At 62.6% G+C, this 21,069-nt stretch carries 19 protein-coding genes and 2 pseudogenes; 12 read left to right on the top strand and 9 right to left on the bottom strand.

What is annotated here, in order from left to right:
• Nucleotides 1–215: 215 nt before the first annotated feature.
• Together grxD and ACFDR9_RS20810 are read left to right on the top strand one after the other, a co-directional pair.
• Entirely contained in the window at nucleotides 216–527 is a 312-nt protein-coding gene (gene grxD, locus ACFDR9_RS20815; RefSeq protein ID WP_017878297.1) for a Grx4 family monothiol glutaredoxin, read from the top strand.
• Nucleotides 520–1,107, top strand: a complete 588-nt coding sequence (locus tag ACFDR9_RS20810; RefSeq protein WP_017878296.1) for a UbiX family flavin prenyltransferase — start codon at nucleotides 520–522, stop codon at nucleotides 1,105–1,107. Before grxD ends, ACFDR9_RS20810 begins: the two co-directional genes overlap by 8 nt.
• A 151-nt stretch (nucleotides 1,108–1,258) precedes the next feature.
• Here the strand turns inward: ACFDR9_RS20810 and ACFDR9_RS20805 are convergent, their stop codons facing one another.
• A complete protein-coding gene (locus tag ACFDR9_RS20805) occupies nucleotides 1,259–1,546 on the bottom strand; it encodes a hypothetical protein (protein ID WP_157406776.1) in 288 nt (95 codons plus the stop codon).
• Between the two features lie 151 nt (nucleotides 1,547–1,697).
• Nucleotides 1,698–2,105: a hypothetical protein gene (locus tag ACFDR9_RS20800; protein ID WP_327075763.1), complete on the bottom strand. Its 408-nt coding sequence runs from the start codon at nucleotides 2,103–2,105 to the stop codon at nucleotides 1,698–1,700.
• A 155-nt stretch (nucleotides 2,106–2,260) separates the two neighbouring features.
• On the opposite strand from ACFDR9_RS20800, the gene ACFDR9_RS20795 reads away from it, so the two are divergent.
• The 6 genes from ACFDR9_RS20795 to ACFDR9_RS20770 all read left to right on the top strand — a co-directional run bounded on the left by ACFDR9_RS20795 (nucleotide 2,261) and on the right by ACFDR9_RS20770 (nucleotide 8,941).
• Nucleotides 2,261–2,755: a hypothetical protein gene (locus tag ACFDR9_RS20795; protein ID WP_327075762.1), complete on the top strand. Its 495-nt coding sequence runs from the start codon at nucleotides 2,261–2,263 to the stop codon at nucleotides 2,753–2,755.
• A 64-nt stretch (nucleotides 2,756–2,819) separates the two neighbouring features.
• Complete coding sequence (locus tag ACFDR9_RS20790; protein WP_017878293.1) at nucleotides 2,820–3,236, top strand: MerR family DNA-binding transcriptional regulator; 417 nt, start codon at nucleotides 2,820–2,822, stop codon at nucleotides 3,234–3,236.
• 157 nt (nucleotides 3,237–3,393) lie between these two features.
• Nucleotides 3,394–4,578, top strand: a complete 1,185-nt coding sequence (locus tag ACFDR9_RS20785; protein WP_017878292.1) for an isovaleryl-CoA dehydrogenase — start codon at nucleotides 3,394–3,396, stop codon at nucleotides 4,576–4,578.
• An 81-nt stretch (nucleotides 4,579–4,659) separates the two neighbouring features.
• Nucleotides 4,660–6,486: a bifunctional isocitrate dehydrogenase kinase/phosphatase gene (gene aceK, locus ACFDR9_RS20780; RefSeq protein WP_327075761.1), complete on the top strand. Its 1,827-nt coding sequence runs from the start codon at nucleotides 4,660–4,662 to the stop codon at nucleotides 6,484–6,486.
• A complete protein-coding gene (locus ACFDR9_RS20775; protein ID WP_327075760.1) occupies nucleotides 6,479–7,675 on the top strand; it encodes an acetyl-CoA C-acyltransferase in 1,197 nt (398 codons plus the stop codon). The genes aceK and ACFDR9_RS20775 overlap by 8 nt, the downstream gene beginning before the upstream one ends.
• 138 nt (nucleotides 7,676–7,813) lie before the next feature.
• On the top strand, nucleotides 7,814–8,941 hold the full coding sequence (locus ACFDR9_RS20770) for an acyl-CoA dehydrogenase family protein (protein WP_017878289.1): 1,128 nt from the start codon (nucleotides 7,814–7,816) through the stop codon (nucleotides 8,939–8,941).
• A 370-nt stretch (nucleotides 8,942–9,311) separates the two neighbouring features.
• Here the strand turns inward: ACFDR9_RS20770 and ACFDR9_RS20765 are convergent, their stop codons facing one another.
• From ACFDR9_RS20765 to ACFDR9_RS20755, 3 genes are all read right to left on the bottom strand, one after another.
• A complete protein-coding gene (locus ACFDR9_RS20765) occupies nucleotides 9,312–10,214 on the bottom strand; it encodes a YihY/virulence factor BrkB family protein (RefSeq protein WP_409032214.1) in 903 nt (300 codons plus the stop codon).
• A 120-nt stretch (nucleotides 10,215–10,334) separates the two neighbouring features.
• Nucleotides 10,335–12,134 (bottom strand): ABC transporter substrate-binding protein, encoded by a 1,800-nt coding sequence (locus tag ACFDR9_RS20760; RefSeq protein ID WP_327075758.1) that lies wholly within the window; start codon nucleotides 12,132–12,134, stop codon nucleotides 10,335–10,337.
• Between the two features lie 132 nt (nucleotides 12,135–12,266).
• Complete coding sequence (locus tag ACFDR9_RS20755; RefSeq protein ID WP_017878286.1) at nucleotides 12,267–12,896, bottom strand: LysE family translocator; 630 nt, start codon at nucleotides 12,894–12,896, stop codon at nucleotides 12,267–12,269.
• Between the two features lie 93 nt (nucleotides 12,897–12,989).
• On the opposite strand from ACFDR9_RS20755, the gene ACFDR9_RS20750 reads away from it, so the two are divergent.
• From ACFDR9_RS20750 to ACFDR9_RS20735, 4 genes and pseudogenes are all read left to right on the top strand, one after another.
• Nucleotides 12,990–13,889, top strand: a complete 900-nt coding sequence (locus ACFDR9_RS20750) for a LysR family transcriptional regulator (protein WP_409032213.1) — start codon at nucleotides 12,990–12,992, stop codon at nucleotides 13,887–13,889.
• A 104-nt stretch (nucleotides 13,890–13,993) separates the two neighbouring features.
• Nucleotides 13,994–15,469, top strand: coding sequence for a D-alanyl-D-alanine carboxypeptidase/D-alanyl-D-alanine-endopeptidase (gene dacB / locus ACFDR9_RS20745; protein ID WP_409032212.1), 1,476 nt, complete (start codon nucleotides 13,994–13,996; stop codon nucleotides 15,467–15,469).
• Nucleotides 15,470–15,591: 122 nt separating this feature from the next.
• Nucleotides 15,592–16,788 (top strand): annotated as a pseudogene (locus ACFDR9_RS20740) (Tn3 family transposase); the annotation flags it as partial.
• Between the two features lie 1,141 nt (nucleotides 16,789–17,929).
• Nucleotides 17,930–18,223, top strand: coding sequence for a hypothetical protein (locus tag ACFDR9_RS20735; protein ID WP_081611920.1), 294 nt, complete (start codon nucleotides 17,930–17,932; stop codon nucleotides 18,221–18,223).
• A gap of 35 nt (nucleotides 18,224–18,258) precedes the next feature.
• Here ACFDR9_RS20735 and ACFDR9_RS20730 read toward each other — a convergent pair whose 3' ends face one another.
• The 4 genes and pseudogenes from ACFDR9_RS20730 to ACFDR9_RS20715 form a co-directional block, all read right to left on the bottom strand.
• Entirely contained in the window at nucleotides 18,259–18,768 is a 510-nt protein-coding gene (locus ACFDR9_RS20730) for a hypothetical protein (RefSeq protein ID WP_157406772.1), read from the bottom strand.
• A 325-nt stretch (nucleotides 18,769–19,093) separates the two neighbouring features.
• Nucleotides 19,094–19,291, bottom strand: a pseudogene (locus ACFDR9_RS20725) (hypothetical protein); the annotation flags it as partial.
• 124 nt (nucleotides 19,292–19,415) lie between these two features.
• A complete protein-coding gene (locus tag ACFDR9_RS20720) occupies nucleotides 19,416–20,030 on the bottom strand; it encodes a M15 family metallopeptidase (protein WP_035787847.1) in 615 nt (204 codons plus the stop codon).
• Nucleotides 20,031–20,068: 38 nt separating this feature from the next.
• Entirely contained in the window at nucleotides 20,069–20,911 is an 843-nt protein-coding gene (locus ACFDR9_RS20715) for an N-acetylmuramoyl-L-alanine amidase (RefSeq protein ID WP_017878280.1), read from the bottom strand.
• Nucleotides 20,912–21,069 lie beyond the last annotated feature (158 nt).

Raw genomic sequence — 21,069 nt, 5'->3', positions numbered from 1 at the left:
TCCAAAACACGCAAAGCCAGGCCGAAGCCGCACAAGCACATGGCCCAAAAACCATGTTAAAAGGTTGGAAAATCCTTAACTTGGGTGGATTGGGGTCTGACCCCGGGGTGACGCCTTTGGTATAAACGTCGTTCGGGCGCGCCTAATCCCAACCTTCAACGACTTTTTCTTATAAAATGTCGGCATCTTATTTATTTTCACCACACGAGGCAGCCATGAGCGACGTACAAACCTGGATCAAAGAAACCGTGACGGGCACGCCCGTCGTGCTGTTCATGAAGGGCACCGCCCAGTTCCCGCAATGCGGCTTTTCCGGCCGCGCGATCCAAATCCTGAAAGCCTGCGGCGTTGAAAACATCGCCACCGTGAACGTGCTGGACGATCCCGCAGTTCGCCAGGGCATCAAGGAATACTCGAACTGGCCAACCATTCCGCAGTTGTATATCCGCGGCGAGTTCATCGGCGGTTCCGACATCATGAACGAAATGTTCGAATCGGGCGAACTGAAGACCCTGATCGATGCCTGATAAGCCCAGGCGGCTGATCATCGCCATCACCGGCGCCACCGGCGCCGTGTATGGCGTGCGGCTGCTGCAACACCTCGGCGCCATCCCCGGCGTCGAGACGCATCTGATCCTCTCCGACGCCGCCGTGCTGACGCTGCACCAGGAAACTGGCTTGCAGCGCAAGCAAGTCGAAGCGCTGGCCCATGTCGTGCACAAGCTGCGCGACGTCGGCGCCTCGATCGCCAGCGGCTCGTTCCAATCCGACGGCATGGTCGTCGCCCCCTGCTCGATGAAAACCCTGGCCTCGGTGGCGCACGGTTTTTCCGACAACCTGATCGCGCGCGCCGCCGACGTGGTGCTCAAAGAGCGCCGCCGCCTGGTGCTGATGGTGCGCGAAACGCCGTTCAACCTGGCGCACCTGCGCAATATGACGGCCGTGAGCGAAATGGGCGGCGTTATTTTCCCGCCTCTGCCGAGCTTCTACCACTTGCCCAAAAGCATAGAGGAAATGGTCGACCACACGGTGGCGCGCGTTATTGATTTGTTTGGTATTGAGCACGGCCTGGCGCCGCGCTGGGCCGGTATGAAGGCCGTGGAATAAAACCAAGGGCAGAGGCTGGGGTCAGACCCCAAGGGCCCGACCCGGCGTTCTACGCTGGAGGTTAAAAAAGGCGAGCGACACTTTCACCGCGGGCAATTCAGTCCGCCTGTTTGATTGTCACGACCCACTTACCGCAGCTACCCGTTGCGCGTCAGCGCTTCTCGAATTGCACGCCGCTGGCATGCTTCAAATCCCTGGCCTCTTCCACCATGCGGCGGTAGGCGATGCGCTTGCGCATCACCTCCGCATGCTGGGCGGCGGTCATCGGGGGCACGGTCATCAAGTCTTTTAGCTGCGCGGTATTGCTGTAATTACTTTTCATAAGACGGCTCAAATGCTCGGCTCCGTAGTAAATGGCAAGGCTGGCGCCCCGGCTAAAACTCATGTGATTATGAGCCACTATTTGATTTCGCGTCATCCCTCTTGTGATTTTCATCATAACGACCGCAAAAAAGGCCGGCCGACCAAGCCATTGTGCATCAGATTCATGTCGTAGGCATGACATTTCGCAAAGTCCCCGCCAAGCCCACATGTGATCTCCGCGGGCCGCCTCCTACGGCCCCGGCTGTTCGAAAAACACGCCGTTTTTGTTACTTTTGGTAGTTCACACGCACCAGCATGCGAATAAATTCACGCGCTATTTGACGATGATGCTCGTCCAATCTTTGCAAATCGGCAATTAATTTTACGTCCGCCGACTCAAAGCGCGACAAGGCGCTCGAAGAATCGCCGCTCGGCGCAGTGCTTTCCGGGCCGCCGAAACGCAGCCATTCGGCCGGCACACCCAGCCAGTGAGCGATCATGCGCAGCTTTTCCTGGGTCGGAATAGCCTCGCCAACCAGCCATTTACGGGCTGCGTGCACGGTTATCGGGCGTCCGTCGAAGCGGATGTTGAATTCCCGGGCCAATCTGGTCGGGCTATCCGGGGAGTAATGTGCGTTTTTGAGCGCCTGCTGGAGGCGCTGGCTAAAACTTTCGCGTTCGTTTGAAGAATTCATAGTTGCACTATTTCATGTTGCAACATGAAAGTCAGTCTCTTGAAGAGGCAATTTGATTGTGACATTGCAATATTTTTAAATTAACAATTACGCCCGCCGCGGGCGCTTTTTCGACAGATATCAAACCGAATAAAATACTGTGTATTTTGAATTTTATGAGCGATACGTCGAACGACTTCTCTTCATTGTGTCTTGGTATATTAAAAATTAGAGGATTAGATCTATATTGTTCGGAAACGCATAACGTCATCCAAACCGGTTTCGGTGCGCACACGCCCATCCTCTCTCAACATGATGCTCGCGCAATTGCCCGACACGGGCGCGCAAACCGCGGCGTGCTCGGGCGAATGGCCGACGCCGCCGATGACGCGCCAGTTATGGTCACGAATTACGACCAACAGTTCATCCTGCGTCCGAGTGTAGGCCGGCGGCAGCGTCGGCACAAGCGATGGATGGGGATTTTTTCGGCCACGCGTCTGCCGGCGCCGCCGCAGCCGTCTTTCAGCAGCCGTACATTGATGTGGTCCAGCGCGCACCTCGCCGAAGGGATACGCCAATTGGGCTGCGAGTGGGTTCATCTGGATCTTTCAGGTTCACTTTTCGGACAGGCGCGCTACAATGCGATTGACGTTGACGTAAACGGAAGCTGATGTAAAGCGCTTTCTGACCATGCGACCTTGTCCGCCGAAGAACTCTAACAGCAAGCCCAAGAAGATGCCGACCTATACCATCACCGAACTGGCGCGTGAATTTGATATCACCGCGCGCGCGATCCGCTTTTATGAAGACCAGGGGCTGCTCAGCCCGACGCGCGAGGGCGCCGGAGGCCGCAATCGCGTCTACACCCCGCGCGACCGGACCCGCCTGAAGCTGACGCTGCGCGGCAAGCGCCTGGGACTGGCCTTGTCCGAGATTAAAAGCCTGGTTGACATGTACGAGTCGCCCAAGGACACCAGCGCCCAAATGAACCGCTTCCTCGGCGTGCTGGCGCAACACCGCGAAACGCTGGAACAGCAACGCGAGGATATCGAGATGGCGCTGGCGGAAATCACCGCCCACGAGGAGGAATGCAAGCGCTTGCTGGCCGGCGTGGCGGCGGGCGAGCAGACCGCGGCGGCTACTGCGCAGTAGTAATAAGCCGGCGCGACTAAAACCGGAAGCGTCATTCCGGGGCCGGACCCCGAGGGTCTACAGCCCCGCCGCGGCTTTTACTTTACGTTTACGTTAACGTCACATCAGCGTATCATTTACTCTTCTTTCCGCTAACTGTCTATTCGACGAGGACGACATGCTCCATCTCCCAGGCTTAACTTTTGACCATGGCGAAGACATCGCCGCGCTGCGCGAAGCGATTCAACAATTTGCCGCCGCCGAAATCGCGCCGCGCGCCGGCGAAATCGATCGCAGCGACCAGTTCCCGATGGATCTGTGGCGCAAGATGGGCGACCTGGGCGTGCTCGGCATTACCGTCGACGAGCAGTACGGCGGCAGCGGCATGGGCTACCTGGCGCATATCGTGGCAATGGAAGAGATTTCGCGGGCCTCGGCCTCGGTCGGCCTGTCCTACGGCGCGCACTCGAACCTGTGCGTCAACCAGATCAAGCGCAACGGCACCGACGAGCAAAAAGCCAAGTACCTGCCGAAACTGGTGACGGGCGAGCACATCGGCGCGCTGGCGATGTCCGAGCCGAACGCCGGCTCCGACGTGGTCAGCATGAAGCTGCGCGCCGACTGGAAGGGCGACCGCTGGGTGCTGAACGGCACCAAGATGTGGATCACCAACGGCCCCGACGCCGACGTGCTGGTGGTGTACGCGAAAAACGACTTGGAAGCCGGCCCGAAGGGCATGACGGCCTTTCTGATCGAAAAACATTTCAAGGGCTTCTCGATCGCGCAAAAGCTCGACAAGCTGGGTATGCGCGGCTCCCACACCGGCGAGCTGGTGTTCCAGGATTGCGAAGTGCCGGCCGAAAACGTGCTGGGGGGCCTGGGCAAGGGCGTCAACGTGCTGATGTCCGGCCTCGACTTCGAGCGCACCGTGCTGTCCGGCGGCCCGCTTGGCATCATGCAAGCCTGTATGGACCTGGTGGTGCCCTACGTGCACGAGCGCAAGCAGTTCGGCCAGCCGATCGGCGAATTCCAGTTGATGCAGGGTAAGCTCGCCGACATGTATTCGACCATGATGGCTTGCAAGGCCTACGTCTACGCTGTCGGCCAGGCGTGCGACCGCGCCAAGACGCCGGAAGCGGTGCGCCAGTTGCGCAAGGACGCCGCCGGCGCCATTTTGTATAGCGCTGAAAAGGCCACATGGATGGCCGGCGAGGCGATTCAGGCGCTGGGCGGCAACGGCTATATCAACGAGTACCCGGCCGGCCGGCTGTGGCGCGACGCCAAGCTGTATGAAATCGGCGCCGGCACCAGCGAAATCCGCCGCATGCTGATCGGCCGCGAGCTGTTCGCCGAAACCAAGTAAATTACCCACGTGCGCGCCGATTAGCTACCCTGATGAAAACTGGTTTTTATTGGCTGACCTAATCTACGATCGAGACGGACGATGACTCAAATTGCGTTCCCAAAACTGCTTTCCTCCCAGATTGCATTCGATATCGCGCGCACGATCCGTGACGGCTTCGACAAGCATTACCGCCTGTTTCGCCGCACCAGCCGCGACGCCAAGCGCCATTTCGAGCAGGGTGCATGGGCCGTGGCCCAGCAGGCGGCCCGCGAACGCATCGGCTTTTACGATAAGCGCGTGCAGGAATGCGTACAGATGCTCGAAGATGAGTACGACGAGGAGGAGTTGACCGACGAAGTGTGGCGCGAGTTGAAGCTGCACTACATCGGCATGTTGTCCGACCATAAGCAGCCGGAGCTGGCGGAAACCTTCTTCAACTCGGTCTGCTGCAACATCCTGCACCGCACCTATTTCCACAACGACTTCATTTTCGTGCGCCCGGTGGTGTCGACCGAGTACATCGAGACCGAGGAGCTGTCGCCGATCTACCGCGTGTACTACCCGGGCAAGGACGGCTTGCGCTTTACGCTCAAGCGCATCGTCACCAACTTCCAGCTGGACTGTCAGTTTGCCAACCTGGAGCGCGACGCCGAGCTGGTCGAAACGCGCCTGAGGCAAATCTTCGGCGCCGACCGGATCGAGCCGAACCACCAGATCCAGGTGCTGTCGAGCTTGTTTTTCCGCAACAAGGGCGCGTATATCGTCGGCAAGGGCATCAACGGCAACCGCGAATACCCGTTCATCGTGCCTATCCTGCACAACCGCCACGGCGAGCTGATCCTCGACACGGTGTTGTTCGACCAGGAACAGATCACGATCCTGTTCTCGTTTACGCGCGCCTATTTCCTGGTCGACATGGAAGTGCCGTCGGCCTACGTGCAGTTCCTGCGCAGCCTGTTGCCGCGCAAGCCGCGCAGCGAGATTTACACCATCCTCGGCCTGCAAAAGCAGGGCAAGACGCTGTTTTACCGCGACTACCTGCAACACCTGAAGCATTCGTCCGACCATTTCGAGATCGCCCCCGGCATCCGCGGCCTGGTCATGCTGGTGTTCGCGCTGCCGTCCTTCCCCTACGTGTTCAAGGTCATCAAGGACTTCTTCCCGGCGCCGAAGGAAACCACGCGCGCCCAGATCAAGGAAAAATACCTGCTGGTCAAGCACCACGACCGCGTCGGGCGCATGGCCGACACGCTGGAATACTCGAATGTGGCATTTCCGCGCGCGCGTTTTTCCGACGCCCTGCTGGCCGAGCTGAAACATTTCGCCCCTTCGCTGGTCGAGGAGGAGCGCGACCAGATCATCATCAAGCACCTGTATATCGAGCGGCGCATGGTGCCGCTCAACATGTGGCTGAGCAACGCCGACAAGGAGGGCGACGATGCGATGGTCGAGCACGCCCTGCTGGAGTACGGCAAGGCGATCAAGGAGTTGGTCGCGGCGAACATTTTCCCCGGCGACATGCTGTACAAGAACTTCGGCGTGACCCGCCACAAGCGCGTCGTGTTTTACGATTACGACGAGATCGAATACATCACCGACTGCAATTTCCGCGTGATTCCGGAGGCCCGCAACGAGGAGGAGGAAATGTCGGCCGAGCCCTGGTATGCGGTCGGCAAGCACGACGTGTTTCCCGAGCAGTTCGGGCGCTTTTTGCTGGGCAACCCGCGCATCCGCAAGTATTTTATGAAGCACCACGCCGACCTGCTGACCCAGGCCTTCTGGCAGGGACGCAAACAGCGCATCCTGGACGGCATCATCGAAGACGTCTTCCCGTATCCGCAAGAAATCCGTTTTTGCAATCAATCCACCCTCACCATCCCGGCGGTGTCAGAACCGCTTTATTCGGAGACTCACCATCATGAATGATCCTATCGTTATCGTCGGTGCGGCACGCACCCCAATGGGCGCCTTCCAGGGCGACTTCGCCGGCGTCACCGCCAGCGACCTGGGCGCCGTTGCCATCAAGGCCGCGGTGGAGCGCGCCGGCGTCGCGCCGGACGCGGTTGAACACGTTTTCTTCGGCAACTGCCTGATGGCGGGCCAGGGCCAGGCGCCGGCGCGCCAGGCGGCGATCAAGGCCGGCTTGCCGACCTCGGCCGGCGCCGTCACGCTGTCGAAGATGTGCGGCTCGGCCATGCAGGCGGCCATGTTCGCGCATGACGCCTTGCTCGCCGGCAGCGCCGAGGTGATCGTCGCCGGCGGCATGGAATCGATGACCAACGCGCCGTATCTGGTGCCAAAGGCGCGCGGCGGCTTGCGCATCGGCCACGGCATGCTGTACGACCACATGATGATGGACGGCCTGGAAGACGCCTACGCCCGCGACGAGAAGGGCAACGCCCGCTCGATGGGCACCTTCGCCGAGGAGTGCGCGACCCAGTACAAGTTCACCCGCGAGTCGCAGGACGCGTTCGCCATCGCCTCGGTGCAGCGCGCCCAGGCGGCGGCCAAGGACGGCAGCTTCGATTGGGAAATCGCGCCGGTAACCGTGTCCGGCCGCGGCGGCGACACCGTCATCGACAAGGACGAAGGCCCGCTGAAGGCGCGCCTGGAGAAAATCCCGACGCTGAAGGCGGCCTTTAAGAAGGACGGCACCATCACGGCGGCCTCGTCGTCGTCGATCAACGACGGCGCCGCGGCGCTGGTGCTGATGCGCGAATCGACCGCCAAGAAACTCGGCTGCACCGTGCTGGCGCGCATCCACGGCCACGCCACCCACGCCCAGGCGCCGAACCTGTTTACCACCGCGCCGGTCGGCGCGATCCAAAAGCTGTTCGCCAAGACCGGCTGGACCAGCGGCAGCGTCGACCTGTTCGAAGTCAACGAAGCCTTCGCGGCCGTGCCGATGGCGGCGATGCACGACCTCGACGTCCCGCACAGCAAGATCAACATCCACGGCGGCGCCTGCGCGCTGGGCCACCCGATCGGCGCGTCGGGCGCGCGCATCATCGTCACGCTGATCGGCGCGTTGAGGAAAACCGGCGGCAAGCGCGGCGTCGCCGCGCTGTGCATCGGCGGCGGCGAAGCGACCTCCATGGCGATCGAACTGGTATAAATTTCGCCAGCAACGCAACAAGTAGACCGGCGGTACTAAACCGGGGTCGGGCCTTCCCGCCTCGGCGCGCGCGGTCCGACCGCGGCTGTCGCCCTTGGTTTTAAGGTTCGCGACACCCCCCCCATTTCCCGAGACACCATGATACTGACCGAAGAACACGACATGATCCGCGACGCGCTGCGCACCTTTTCACGCGAGCGCCTGGCGCCGAACGCGGCGCGCTGGGACAAGGAGCACTATTTCCCGAAAGAAGAGCTGAAGGAACTGGCCGCGCTGGGCGCCTTCGGCGTGGCCGTGCCGGAAGAACTCGGCGGCGCCGGCCTCGACTACGTGTCGCTGGCCCTGGTGCTGGAGGAAATCGCCGCCGGCGACGGCGGCACCTCGACCATCATCTCGGTCAACAACTGCCCGGTGTGCAGCATCGCCATGATGTACGCCAACGACGCGCAAAAAGAACAGTGGCTGCGCCCGCTGGCCCAGGGCGCGATGCTGGGCGCGTTCTGCCTGACCGAACCGCACACCGGCAGCGACGCCTCGGCGCTGCGCACCACCGCCGTGCGCGACGGCAATGAATACGTCATCAACGGCGTCAAGCAATTCATCACCAGCGGCAAGTACGCCGACGTCGCCATCGTCCTGGCCGTCACCGACAAGGCCGCCGGCAAGAAGGGCATCAGCGCCTTCTGGGTGCCGACCTCGGCGCCCGGCTACATCGTCGCCGGGCTGGAGCAGAAGATGGGCCAGCACTCGTCGGACACGGCGCAGATCCTGTTCGAGAACTGCCGCATCCCGGCCGAGAACCTGATCGGCGCTGAAGGGCAGGGCTACAAGATCGCGCTGTCCGGGCTGGAGGGCGGCCGCATCGGCATCGCCTCGCAGGCGGTCGGCATGGCGCGCGCGGCGTACGAGGCGGCGCTGAACTATGCGCGCGAGCGCGAAAGCTTCGGCAAGGCCATCTTCGAGCACCAGGCGGTGCAGTTCCGTCTGGCCGACATGGCGACGCAGATCGAAGCGGCGCGCCAGCTGATCCGCCACGCGGCGTCGATGAAAGACGCCGGCCTGCCATGCCTGAAGGAGGCGGCGATGGCCAAGCTGTTCGCCTCCGAAATGGCCGAGCGGGTGTGCTCGGACGCGATCCAGGTGCACGGCGGTTACGGCTACGTCAGCGATTTCCCGGTCGAGCGCATCTACCGCGACGTGCGCGTGTGCCAGATCTACGAGGGCACCAGCGACATCCAGAAGATCCTGATCGCCCGCGCGCTGTAGGCGCCACGCCGGGGACAGGCGGGGACGCCGAGTCCACGATTTCCGGGAAATCTTTCTTGGAAATCGTGGTCCGTCCCCACACGAAAAAGTGGACGAAAAAAAAGCCCGCCGAAGCGAGCCTTGTTCCAATGTATTACCAATGCTTTAATCGTGTCCCAGGCGCCCATGCTATCTGCGTGGTGCCCTGACGTGTAAATCGACCATCGTATTCGGAATTACAAATCCAAGCCGTTACAACCATCTACAACCCCAACATTACACATGCTGGTTCGCGGCGTAGGCCTTGGATACCGGGATCGTTTGCAAGCAAACCTCACCGATGAACAAAGTATAGCACAGCAATTTTTGCGGCGCAACAAACAATCTGCACTTATATCACCGCCGTGTTCAACGCGTGCGGTTCCTTGGCCTGCTCGTCGCGGCCGACCCGCTCGTACTCGGCAATGACTTGCGCGCCGAACAGCAGCAGCGTGGCGCCGATTTCCAGGCTGAACATCACGACGATGGCCGTCGTCATCGAGCCGTACACCACGTTCACCTGCGACAAGGTGGAGAAATACCAGACCAGCACATGGCGCGCCACCTCCCACAGCAGGGCGGCGGTGACGCCGCCGATCAGCGCGTGCCAGACCGACAGCCGGCCGACGGGCATCACCAGGTAAATCGAACTGAGCACCAGAATTTCGCCGCCCAGGCCGAGCAAATACAGCAGCACGCCGGAAACGCCGGTCAGCGACCAGCTGTGGCCGAGAAACTGCAGACTTTCCTCGCCCATCACCTGCAGCGAGCCGGCCACCAGCGTCACCAGCAGGATGCCGACGCCCAGCGAGAGGATGTAACAATACGGCAGAATCGCCGACACCATGAAGTGGCGCCGCCGGATCGCCACGCGGTGCACGAAAATGACGCTCATCGCGTTTTCCAGCACGGTGAAGGCAAGCGAGCTGAAGAATAGCATCGACCCCAGCAACACCCAGCTGATGACGTCGCGGTGCGCCAGGAAATGCGCGACTTCGGCAACGATCGACGTCGACTGGCCCGGCACCAACCACTCCAGGTAGCGCCCGACGGTGTGCAGCAGTTCGTCCTGGTCGATCACGTGCGACAACGCGACCACGACCAGCATCAGCAGCGGCACGATCGACAGCAGGGAGTAATAGGCGACGGCGCCGGCCAGCAGCAGACCCTGGTTGGCGCGGAAACCCTTCACGGTGTGCACGGCGAACGCCAGAGGATGGTTGAGCACGTAAGCGCTGGCCCGGCGGTTGATCATTAACATGGCGCGTCCAATTGATTGCAGGGCTGATTTGCCACCGAAACCATTCTACAGGCCATTATTCGTAGACGCCCGCACGCGCGCGCCGCAGGGGCAAGGCAGGCAAGCAAGCATTGTTCACTTGCCAGCCTTGGCCCGCAGCGCCGGGTCCACGTCCAGATAGCGCCAGGCGGTGAATTCGACCGGATGGCGCTTGTAATTTTTCAACCACGGCTGGCGCAGGTCGGCCGATACCGGGTGCGTTAGCACGACCCAGGGCGCGTAGGCGTGGATCAGTTGCGCCATGTCGCGGTACAGCGCGCGCCGGCGCGGCGAGTCGGGGAGTAGGCGCGCCTCCCGGTACAGCTTGTCATAGGCGGGCAACTTGAAGCGGGCGTAGTTGGCGCGGCCGCTGTTGGGGCCGTACAGCAGTTGAAAAAAATTGTCGCCGTCGGGAAAATCGGCGACCCAGTTGGTCTCGTACATCTGAACATGGCCCAGGCGCGAGGCCTTGATGATTTCGCCCTTCTTGTCGCTTTTGAAGACCACCTTCAGGCCGATCGCCGCCAGGTTGCGGCGCCACATCTCGTCGCGCAGGCGTCCGGCCGAGGCCGGCTCGGTATGCATCACCAGCGTCAGCGGCCTGCCGTCGGGCCGGGTGCGGAAACCGTCCGCCTGGAGCCGATAACCGAAGCGTTCGAGCAGCGCGCGCGCCAGCGCCGGATCGTAAGTGGTCGGGCCGCGGTAGGTCGGGTCGTAACCCAGCACGTTCGGCGGCAGCGGCGACTGGGCCGCCATGGCCAGACCTTTTTTCAGCAGCGCGATGTCTTCGACGCCGTTGTAACTGAGGGCAATGGCGCGCCGCAGCGCCACCTTGTCCTTGGCGTAACCGCCGATCAGCGGATCGTCCATGTTCATCCACATGTAATAGGTCTGCAACACCGGGAAGCGCGACAGCGCGATGCCCCTGGCGGCCAGTTCCGGCTTCAGGGCGTCGCCCGCCAGCACCATGTCGGTGAGCGACTCCGGCACCTGCTCCAGGTAGTCGAACTGGCCCGACAAAAAGCCCAGCACGCGCGACTGGAATTCCTCGACGATGCGCACTTCGACCCGGTCCACCAGCGGCAGGCGCTTGCCTTCGAGCGCGCCGGCCAGCGCGCGGTCTTCCGGCGCCACGTCCGGCCCGGCGTGGAAGACGGTGTCGCGGAAGGTCGGATTGGCCAGCAGCACGATCTTGTCGCTGCGGCGCCATTCGCCAACCACGAAGGGGCCGCTGCCGACCGGGTGGTTGCCGGCTTGGCCGGGATAGGCCTCGATGACCTCGCGCGCGACCGCGCCGGTGGCCGGCATCGCCAGGTAGAACAGGAAATTCGGGTCCGGCGCCGTCAGGCGGATGCGCAAGGTGTAGCGGTCGAGCGCGCGCAGGCCGTCGACCACGCCGTCGTAGCTGAATTTGCCGGCCTTGAGGGCGGCGTCGCCGACGATCTTGTCCTCGAACAGGAACAGCCACGGCGACTTCAACACCGGGTCGTACAGCCGCTTCAGGCTGTATACATAGTCCTGCGCCGTGACCTCGCGGCGGGCGCCCTTGAAGGCCGGGTCCGGCGTGAAGTAGCTGCCCGGCTTGACGCGCAGCACATAGGTGGTGCCGCCGTCCGCGACCTCGGGCATCGCCTGCAAGGTGTTTTCCCGCAGCTTCAGCGGCCGCGCCAGATAGTCGTAGCGCAGCATCGGGTCGAACAGGTTTTCCAGCAGGTTCAGGCTGGAAAGGTCGGACGCGACCGCCGGGTCGAGCCCGCTCTCGGCGCCGCTCAGGAACATGTGCAGGGTCTTCGCCGGCACGGCGGCCGGGGCGGCCTGGGCCGGGCCGCCGCAGGGTAGCAGGCAGGACAGCAACACCGCGCCGGCGGCGACGGCGGTTTGACAAAAACGAAGCATGAATCATCCCAGGTTGTGCGGGCGGGCGCAGGCCGGTTGCGGCCGGCCGTGCCGATTGTTCCTATTATGAACGACGCCGCGCCAACTGGATTTCCAGTGCCAAAATAAAGGCCGCGCTAACCGGAACCGGCATCAGCCGGGCCGGCGCATCAGCAGCAGGCGCACGGCCAGCGCCAAGTAGACCGACGCCATCACCCAATTGGCGCGGCGCTGGAACAGCGGGCGCTCCAGCAGCAGCTTGCCGACCCGGCCGCACAGCAGCGCCAGCGCGCCGTCAAAAGCAAAGCCCATGGCGGCGATGATGGCGCCGTAAACCAGGAACTGCAGGGGCAACGGCGCCAGTTGGGGCGCGACGAACTGGGTCACGAACACCGCGACGAAGGCGACCACCTTCGGGTTCAGCAAATTGGTGACGAAGCCGCGGCGAAGGCTGAACCACGCCGACGGCGCGGCGCGGCGCTCGGCCAGCGCCAGGCTGGGCGCGCGCAAGCGCTGGTAGCAAAGGTAGGCCAGATAGGCCGCGCCGGCGCAGCGGAACAGGTCGAACAGCAGCGGATGGGCGCGCAGCACGGCGGCCACGCCCAGGCCGGCCAGCAGCGCGTGCAGCAGCGTCGCGCCGGCGATGCCGGCGGCACCGCACACGGCCGAGGCGCGCCCCTCGGTCAGCCCGGTGCTAATGGTCAGCACGGTATTCGGCCCCAGCGTCAAGAACAGTAGCGCGGTGGCGGCGAGAAAAGCCGGCAGGCTTGCGAAATCGATCATAATGTTGTCTTTTTGTCGGCAAGAGCACCATCGTGCACGCGAATGTGTTATTTTGAAAGTTGAATTTTCTGATTAACACTATTAGGTTTGCTGATGCGCGAAATTAGCCTGGACCAATTACGGACCCTGGTATCGGTGGCCGACCTCGGCCGTTTTTCCGCCGCCGCCCGCGCGCTGCACCTGGCGCAGCCGACCGTCAGCCTGCACATCAGCGAACTCGAGTGCCGTCTGGGCACGCCGCTGCTGATCCGCGGCGGCGCGCGCGTGACGCCCACCGCCGCCGGCAACGTGCTGCTGGAACGGGCCCGCCGCCTGCTGCGCGACGCCGCCGACGCCACCGACTGCGTGCGCCGCCAGGCCGAGGGCCGCGCCGGCCGCGTGCGCGTCGGCGCGCCCACCGGGGTGCTGGTGCACCTGCTGCCGGCCGTGCTGGCGGCGATGGCGCGCGACTACCCCGGCGTCGACGTCGACATCGCCATCGTCGGCTCGGCCGAGGCGATGCGGCGGATCGCCGACGGCAGCCTGGACCTGGGCTTCGTCGCCATGCCGCAGCGCCCGCTCGAAGAGGTCCAAGTGGCGCACTGGCGCACCGACCCGATGATGGCCTTCGTACCGGCGGCCTGGCCGGCGCCCAAGCAGGTCACGCCGCAATGGCTGGCCGGGCGGCCGCTGATCTTCAACGACCCGTCCACCCATATGTACCGGCAAACCATGGAATGGTTCGCCGCCGGCGCCTGCGCGCCGCGCGCGCGCATGGAGCTGAACTACACCGAGGCGATGAAGAGCCTGGTCGCCGCCGGCTACGGCGCCGCCGTGCTGCCGCTGGAAGACCCCTCGCTGGACCACCCCGGCATGCACGTGCTGCCGCTCAAGCCCCGGCTCAAGCGCGACATCGGCCTGGCGCACCGGCCCCCGGCGGACATCGACGGCGCCACGCAGAACCTGCTGAAAACGCTGGCGCGCTTCCGCGTCGCGGCGCGCGCCCGCGCCTGAGCGGCGCCCCCGGGCGCGCGCTTGTGGACCGCGCCGGCCAGGCTGGCCCTATACTTCCACCTGCAACACTGCGCATTGCCGCGTCTTTTTCCATTGAGGTCACTATGTCACGCCGCGCCGCCCTTGCCACCCTCACGCTGCTGGCCTGCAGCGCCGCCGTCCACGCCGAACTGCCCGAACCGGTGGCGCGGCTGCTGCGCGCGGCCAACATCCCCGACGAGGCGGTCGGCGCGGTCGTCCTGCGCGGCAACGCCAGCGTGCTGGCGCACGGCGCCGAGCGCAGCATGCAGCCGGCCTCGACGATGAAACTGGTCACCACCGTGGTCGGGCTGGAGCAACTCGGGCCGATCTTCCGCGGCCGCACCGAGCTGCGCACCGGCGCCGAGCTGGTCGACGGCGTGCTGCAGGGCGACCTGGTGCTGCGCGGCGGCGCCGACGCCGACTTCGACGCCGACGCCTTCGAGCACATGCTGCAAAAACTGCGCAACCAGGGCATCAAAAAAATCAGGGGCGACCTGCTGCTGGACCGGCAACTGTTCCGCCCGGCGCGGGCCGACCTGGCCACGCCGCAGTTCGACAAGACGCCGGAGTTCCGTTACAACGTCGTGCCGGACGCCTTGCTGCTCAACACCAACCTGCTGCACATCGACCTCAGCGCCACCGACAAGCAACTGAAATTGCTGATGATGCCGCCGCTGGAGGGCGTCAGCGTCAGCGCCGACATGAAGCTGGTCGACGCCAGTTGCGCCAAATGGGAGGACGGCTGGCGTACGCCGACCTACCTGCGCGGCGACGACGGCACGCTCAAGGTGGTGCTGCGCGGCACCTTCCCGCGCAACTGCGCGACCTCGACCAGCGTCAGCGTGCTCGACCGCCAAGACTACGCCGACCGCCTGTTCCGCGCCACCTGGCGCCGCCTGGGCGGCAGCTTCGGCGGCGCCGTGCGCGAGGCCGCCACGCCGCTTGAGACGCGCCTGCTGACCGACCACGTGTCGCGCGCGCTGCCCGAGGTGCTGCGCGACATCAACAAAAACTCCGACAACACCCAGGCGCGCCTGCTCTACCTCAGCCTGGGCAGCCTGGAGACCGACGCCTACTTCGGCAGCCGGCCGCTGGCGGCGGCGCCGGCCCCGGGCGAAGATACCGCGACGCGGGCACGCCAAGCGGTGCGCGCATGGTTCCAGCGCCACAACATCGACGAGCGCGACCTGGTGATTGAAAATGGTTCCGGCCTGTCGCGTACCGAGCGCATCCGTCCATCCCAACTGGCGGCGCTGCTGCAGGTTGCCGGCCACAGCGCGTGGGCGCCGGAATTCCTGTCCAGCCTGCCGATCGTCGCGCTCGACGGCACCATGCGCCGGCGCCTGCGCAACAGTCCGGCGGCGGCGCGGGCGCGCATCAAAACCGGCGGCCTCGACAACGTGGTGGCGATCGCCGGCTACGTCCCCGACGCCAACAACGAGCAATGCGTGGTGGTCGCCTTCATCAACCACGAGCTGGTCGGCAACGGCGCCGGCCGCGCCGCGCTCGACGCGCTGATCGACTGGGTCGCGTCGTCCGCCGCGCCAAGCGCCAACTGAACCGCAAACCATAGGTCGGGTTAGCGCAGCGTAAGCCGACGTCGCGCCGCCGGCGGCCCGACGTTCCAAATGAAGCGTTTAGGGGCGCCCACAGAATTCGGAAAAAATAGTACGTTAAGGAACTCCGGCCGCAACTGGCCACGGTCAATCGGCTTGCGCTGGCCAACGAGCTGCCCGACGCGATCATCACCGACACCGGTCTAAAAATCACGCCACAGGACACGGTGGTGCCGGAGTCGGCCCAGGTGCTGATCGACCAGGCCGGTAGTCTGCTGCCGCGCATCAAGATAACCGAACCGCTGATGGATGTGGACGAATGGACCGGGTTCACCCGCCACTTCGTGCACCTCAAAAGCGGTGCGCAGGTTCAGGACAAGACCTTGCTACTGTCGGCGATCCTGGCTGACGCGATCAACCTCGGTTTGACCAAGATGGCGGAGTCGTGCCCCGGCGCGAGCTACTCCAAGCTGTCGTGGCTGCAAGCCTGGCATATTCGGGATGAAACTTTTTCGGTCGCTCTGGCCGATCTGGTCAACGCCCAGACCGGCCATGCATTCGCCGGGAACTGGGGTTACGGCAGCACCTCGTCGTCGGATGGGCAGCGCTTCCGCGCCGGCGGCCGGGCTGAGAGCACCGGCCACGTCAATCCGAAGTACGGCGCCGAACCGGGAAAGGTGATCTACACGCACATCGCTGACAACTACGCCCCGTTCAGCACCAAGATGGTCAACGTCGGCGTGCGGGACTCGACCTATATACTTGATGGATTGCTGTATCACGAGTCGGGCCTGCGCATCGAGGAGCACTACACGGACACGGCCGGCTTCACGGACCACGTGTTCGCGCTGATGCACATGCTGGGATTTCGCTTCGCGCCACGCATCCGGGATCTGGGCGACACCAAGCTGTACATTCCCGGAGCAGTCGGAGAATACCCGAGATTGAAGGCCATGATCGACGGCACCCTGAACATCAAGCATGTGCGTGCCCATTGGGACGACATCCTAAGCCTGGCCTCGTCGATCAAGCACGGCACCGTGACGGCGTCGCTCATGCTACGCGAGCTCGGCAGCTATCCGCGCCAGAACGGCTTGGCGGTCGCGCTGCGCGAGCTGGGGCGCATCGAACGGTCGCTGTTCATCCTGGACTGGCTGCAAAGCGTTGAGCTGCGCCGACGCGTGCATGCGGGTTTGAACAAGGGCGAGGCGCGTAGCGCCTTGGCCAGAGCGGTATTCATCCGCCGGCTTGGCGAGATCCGGGACCGGAGCTGCGAGCAGCAGCGCTACCGCGCCATCGGACTGAAACTAGTGACGGCCGCGCAGGACAAGCACGTCACGTTCGGGATCGCGGCTGGTGCTTTCCGCAGTGGCGCATGCTACGATAGAGAACATGATGAGAACCCTATGACAGAACTGGACCGAGCTTTAACGTTTCATGTAGAAGGCCCACTAACCGACGCGCATACGCTGCCGGCGAGTGTGCTCGTCCAAATTCTAGAAAATGCTCAGCGCGCATTTGAACTTATCGGACTGCAGGTCGAAGGCAAGGCCGTGAAGGCGAGGGCCAGGCTTGCAAAGTCCAGTGCCGAAAAATTTCAGCTCATATGCCAGTTGCCCGTGCATGGGTGCTACGCGATGCCGGTTGTCGTCGGCGGTGCGTCCAATGATCTTTTCGCGCCTGAGCAAGCTGCCGCCGCAACGCAAATCTTCAAAGATTTGATGGTCGGCATTCAGAGCCGTGACCGCGAGGAAATGGCGAATATTCTCCCTGACGGTGGCATCAGAAAACGCGTGTTAGAGAGCATTAAAGGCATGCTGCCTCAGTTTGGGTCTGGATGGCGACTTGATTTGCACGACTCGACTGGCGTAAGCGTTGCCAGCGTAGGCGATTGGAGTGCGTCTTTCATTGATGAGCTTACAGTTCCGGCGGAGGAGTTGGCGGCTGCACAAACTGTGACAGGCGAGCTACGAAACATCGATTTCGCAGCGCGTAAGCTGACCATTCTCTATCCTGTAACACGTCGTGAGATGGATTGCTTTTACCCCGAGGAATTGGAAGATCTCTTGTTCAAGAATCGTCGCGATTTGCTCCAGGTGACTGGCATGATGATCCTTGACGATAGCGGAGTTCCCAAAGCTATTGATGACGTGACGGATATCCGGGAGGTAGACTTGTCGCCTTTTTCATTCAGCCGCCTGTCGCGTGACACGCTTGTGCTGACCGCAAAGCGGCCGCTGAAGTTTGTTCCTATGCTCGACGAGAGTAGCCAGTACATCTGCTTGCGCGACGACAGCCTTGGGATTGAAGTGTTTGCAGAGACGCGACAAAAAGTCGCCGTAGAACTGGATGAACAGATCGCAATGCTCTGGTCGGAATATGCACTCGCGGACGATGATTCCTTGGATGAAATTGCGCAAGGGCTGAAGCAGCGACTCTTGTTAACCTTCGACGGAGTGACACATGCCGCGTAAACGGGTTGATGTGGAAAAAGGTCTGCTGAACAAGGGTTTTCGTGGCCGCGAAGGCGATCACCACTACTACAATTACTTCAACACCCAGGGCAAGAAAACGGCAGTATTCACCAAGACTAGCCATAGCCACACTGAGATTTCGACAGGGCTGCTATCGCTCATGGCGAAGCAATGCAAGGTCCCAAAGCAAACCTTTGAACAGCTGGTCGACTGTCCCTTGTCACAACTTCAGTACGAAGGTCTTTTGATGGAAGGCGGGCATGTGAGCCCACTTTCTCCATGATCTAAGCCACCGACAACGACCCTTCACGACCCGCGCTACTTATTGTTTCGTTTCACAGTAGGCTGGACGGCTGGCGGCAGAACTACTGTCCCGGTCGCCGTGGGGCGGAAGCCCAGGCACTTTCCGCACTCATCCTCCGGCATGTACTGCTTGCAAAGGTTCAACAGGGTTGGATATCCCATCTGTCCCAGATAGGCGCGATAGACATCACAATGTTCGTCGCCAGTCTTGGGCGCGCTGGCGCTCGCTCGGCTGTCAGGCGCGGAGCAATCCGATTTCACAGAACGGTATTTCCGGTCAAGCGTACTCAATTCGCTGTTCAAATCTCCGTCGGTGGAGCGCAGCCTGCCCGCCTTCCCATCACAACGGTCACCGTCTGAATCGTAGCCTGAGCTCAACGAGTCCTTACATGATTTCCAAGCCCTGTGCTGGTCCTTTGCTTCGTCGGCCTTGTCGTTAGCGTCGCGCAAGACGCGCTTCATCCCGTCCAGACTGTCGGCGCAGCTTTCGCGGTCGGCCGCGCCGGATACCAGTGGAAAAATCAACACTAGAATTATAGGAAGTATTTTCACAAGTGCCTTCGTTGATGAAACACCAATCTTATACGGTGTAAGGCGCATCCTAGCAAGCGCAATCCGAGTCCCCCGAAATGATGGGGGAAAATCACGATGAGTGGAGCCGGAAGGCATATACTTTTCCTTCGGTTAGGTGCCATGGCTGGCAGTGGCCGCAACGCGACGGCTGTACAGGATAAAACCACCGTTCAGTAAGTCCCTCATGTCGCCAACGGTCAGCATCGACACATACAGACAACGCGGGTTGTCTCCGCAGCTGCAAACATTCACCTTGTATGTAGGCATCATTTTTCCTTTATGGGGGTTGTAAGCCGGAACCCCAGAAAATTCCGTCACCCAGCTCCAGCCCGGCCAAGAGCGCATCCAGGTCGATCATCTTGCCGCCCCTCTGGAAGGTGTAGTGAGCGTTGAGCAGGATGTGCCGCCAGGCTGCTGGCGATATCTGGGTGATCAGCGTCACGGCCTTGGTGTTGCTGCTTGCTTCGTAATTCGTTGTTGGCGGAGGCAGAGCCGAAACGTTGAAGAGGGAAGATTCCGGCCGCTTCGGACTGGCGGAAATCCTTAGCGTACTATTTTTTTTCGAATTCTGTGGGCACCCCGTTTACAGCTCCGCGACCTCACAACACGCGGGTATACGTTTGTCGCACCAGGGCGCGGTCGCCGCAGTCGAAATGCCACCACTCGCTGTTGATGCCGAGCCAGCCGGCCTGGAACATGGCCTCGCGCAGCAGCCGGCGGTTGGCGACGTGGGCGCCGCTAATGTCGCCGCGCGCCAGCAACGCGCCCTCCAGCGCCGGGTGGGAGCGCTCGCTCAAGTCGTCGAAGCCGGTGCCCATGTCGAGTTCCACGCCGTCGGCGCCGACGATGGTCACGTCCAGCGCCATGCCGAAGGAGTGGATCGAACCGCGCGCCGGTTCGGCGATATAGCCGAGCAAGTCGGTGCCTTGCAGCGCGTCCCATAATTGCTGCTGGACCCGCTGCGGCCGCAAGGCGTCCAGCACCAGCAGGCGGTGCCGCGGCAGCCGCGCGGCCAACCAGGCCACCGACCGTTCCAGCGCGGCGGCGGCGTCGCGGTGCAACCAGGCGCAGTCGAGCGGGGCGTACAGGTTGCGCCCGACGAAGTTGCCGGGTGTGGCGTAGCGCAGGTCGACCAGGATGCCGTCGACGTCGCTCAAGTGGCGAAATTGTGCGCTGTCCGGCACCGCTTCGCTCGCTAATGTAAGGGATGGCATGGGAATCCCCCCGCTTGCGGCGCAGCGCCGCGATGCGCCTACTTTACCGCAACCGGCGCCACCGCGCTCGCCGGCGCCGCCGGCGTGGTCAGCACGTCGAGCAGGGCGGCCGTTTCGGCGTCGGGTATGCCGGCGAACAAGGACGGCCGGTATTTCATCTGGAAGGCAACGATCACGTTGCGGGTCTCCTCGTCCAGTTCGCCCGTGCGCGGCACCGCGTAACCATGCTGGGCCAGCCGGGCCTGGAACCAGGCCGTGTCCGGCAACAGTTGCTCGTAAAGCGAGCGCTGGGTGGCGACCCGGCCGGCGTCCGGCCAGACGATCAGGCCGGCGGCGGCCAGCTGGTGCCAGGGGAACATCGGCCCCGGGTCTTGCTTGCGCTGCGGCGCGATTTCATTGTGGCCGAGGATATTTTCCGGCGGAATATTGTGGCGGGCGACGATTTGCTTGAGCAGCGGAATCAGTTGCTCCATCTGCGCCTGCGCGAACGGATACCAGATCCGGCCGTCCGGGCCGTCCGTGAAGCCCGGGTTGACGATCTCGATGCCGATCGAGCTGGTATTGAGCAGGGTGTAGTTTTTCCAGTTGCTGACGCCGGCGTGGTTGGCCTGGCGCGACTCGTCGACCAGGGTGTAGAACAGCGGCTTCGGCGAGTCGGTGAGCAGGTAGTGGCTGCTGACCGCTTGCTCCGTCAGGATCTTGATCGAGCGCGGCAGGTCGCTCACCGTATAGTGCAGGATAATAAACTTGACGCGGCTGCTCTGGCTGCGCGCCGTGTAGGTATGGTCGAAGTGCGGCGGCGGAATCGGCGCGAGCGGCGCCTCGGTGGTGGCGCAGCCGCCCAGCAGGGCAAGGAGCAAACTCAGGAGGATGGGTTTCATTGGTTGGACTTTACAATTTTGTGTGAATGAGTTCCGGCCCTAATGCCGTTCAGTGAGCGCGGTTTTCGTAGATACTATGAATGAAGGCGGGTCGGCAAAAGACGCAAATTAATCCTAAAGTGAAGGTTCGAAGAATCAACTTAGGAGAAAATCATGCA

The sequence above is a fragment of the Janthinobacterium sp. CG_23.3 genome (assembly GCF_046115965.1).
Taxonomy (GTDB): domain Bacteria; phylum Pseudomonadota; class Gammaproteobacteria; order Burkholderiales; family Burkholderiaceae_D; genus Janthinobacterium.
Note: the sequence above shows the minus strand (reverse complement) of the source record. Positions and strands in the feature narration are given on the sequence as shown.

What these genes read in the sequence shown, in the direction of transcription:
- grxD (WP_017878297.1), top strand. Translation starts at nt 216, where the DNA reads ATGAGCGACGTACAAACCTGGATCAAAGAAACCGTGACGGGCACGCCC.
- ACFDR9_RS20810 (WP_017878296.1), top strand. Translation starts at nt 520, where the DNA reads ATGCCTGATAAGCCCAGGCGGCTGATCATCGCCATCACCGGCGCCACC.
- ACFDR9_RS20805 (WP_157406776.1), bottom strand. Translation starts at nt 1,546, where the DNA reads ATGATGAAAATCACAAGAGGGATGACGCGAAATCAAATAGTGGCTCAT.
- ACFDR9_RS20800 (WP_327075763.1), bottom strand. Translation starts at nt 2,105, where the DNA reads ATGAATTCTTCAAACGAACGCGAAAGTTTTAGCCAGCGCCTCCAGCAG.
- ACFDR9_RS20795 (WP_327075762.1), top strand. Translation starts at nt 2,261, where the DNA reads ATGAGCGATACGTCGAACGACTTCTCTTCATTGTGTCTTGGTATATTA.
- ACFDR9_RS20790 (WP_017878293.1), top strand. Translation starts at nt 2,820, where the DNA reads ATGCCGACCTATACCATCACCGAACTGGCGCGTGAATTTGATATCACC.
- ACFDR9_RS20785 (WP_017878292.1), top strand. Translation starts at nt 3,394, where the DNA reads ATGCTCCATCTCCCAGGCTTAACTTTTGACCATGGCGAAGACATCGCC.
- aceK (WP_327075761.1), top strand. Translation starts at nt 4,660, where the DNA reads ATGACTCAAATTGCGTTCCCAAAACTGCTTTCCTCCCAGATTGCATTC.
- ACFDR9_RS20775 (WP_327075760.1), top strand. Translation starts at nt 6,479, where the DNA reads ATGAATGATCCTATCGTTATCGTCGGTGCGGCACGCACCCCAATGGGC.
- ACFDR9_RS20770 (WP_017878289.1), top strand. Translation starts at nt 7,814, where the DNA reads ATGATACTGACCGAAGAACACGACATGATCCGCGACGCGCTGCGCACC.
- ACFDR9_RS20765 (WP_409032214.1), bottom strand. Translation starts at nt 10,214, where the DNA reads ATGATCAACCGCCGGGCCAGCGCTTACGTGCTCAACCATCCTCTGGCG.
- ACFDR9_RS20760 (WP_327075758.1), bottom strand. Translation starts at nt 12,134, where the DNA reads ATGCTTCGTTTTTGTCAAACCGCCGTCGCCGCCGGCGCGGTGTTGCTG.
- ACFDR9_RS20755 (WP_017878286.1), bottom strand. Translation starts at nt 12,896, where the DNA reads ATGATCGATTTCGCAAGCCTGCCGGCTTTTCTCGCCGCCACCGCGCTA.
- ACFDR9_RS20750 (WP_409032213.1), top strand. Translation starts at nt 12,990, where the DNA reads ATGCGCGAAATTAGCCTGGACCAATTACGGACCCTGGTATCGGTGGCC.
- dacB (WP_409032212.1), top strand. Translation starts at nt 13,994, where the DNA reads ATGTCACGCCGCGCCGCCCTTGCCACCCTCACGCTGCTGGCCTGCAGC.
- ACFDR9_RS20735 (WP_081611920.1), top strand. Translation starts at nt 17,930, where the DNA reads ATGCCGCGTAAACGGGTTGATGTGGAAAAAGGTCTGCTGAACAAGGGT.
- ACFDR9_RS20720 (WP_035787847.1), bottom strand. Translation starts at nt 20,030, where the DNA reads ATGCCATCCCTTACATTAGCGAGCGAAGCGGTGCCGGACAGCGCACAA.
- ACFDR9_RS20715 (WP_017878280.1), bottom strand. Translation starts at nt 20,911, where the DNA reads ATGAAACCCATCCTCCTGAGTTTGCTCCTTGCCCTGCTGGGCGGCTGC.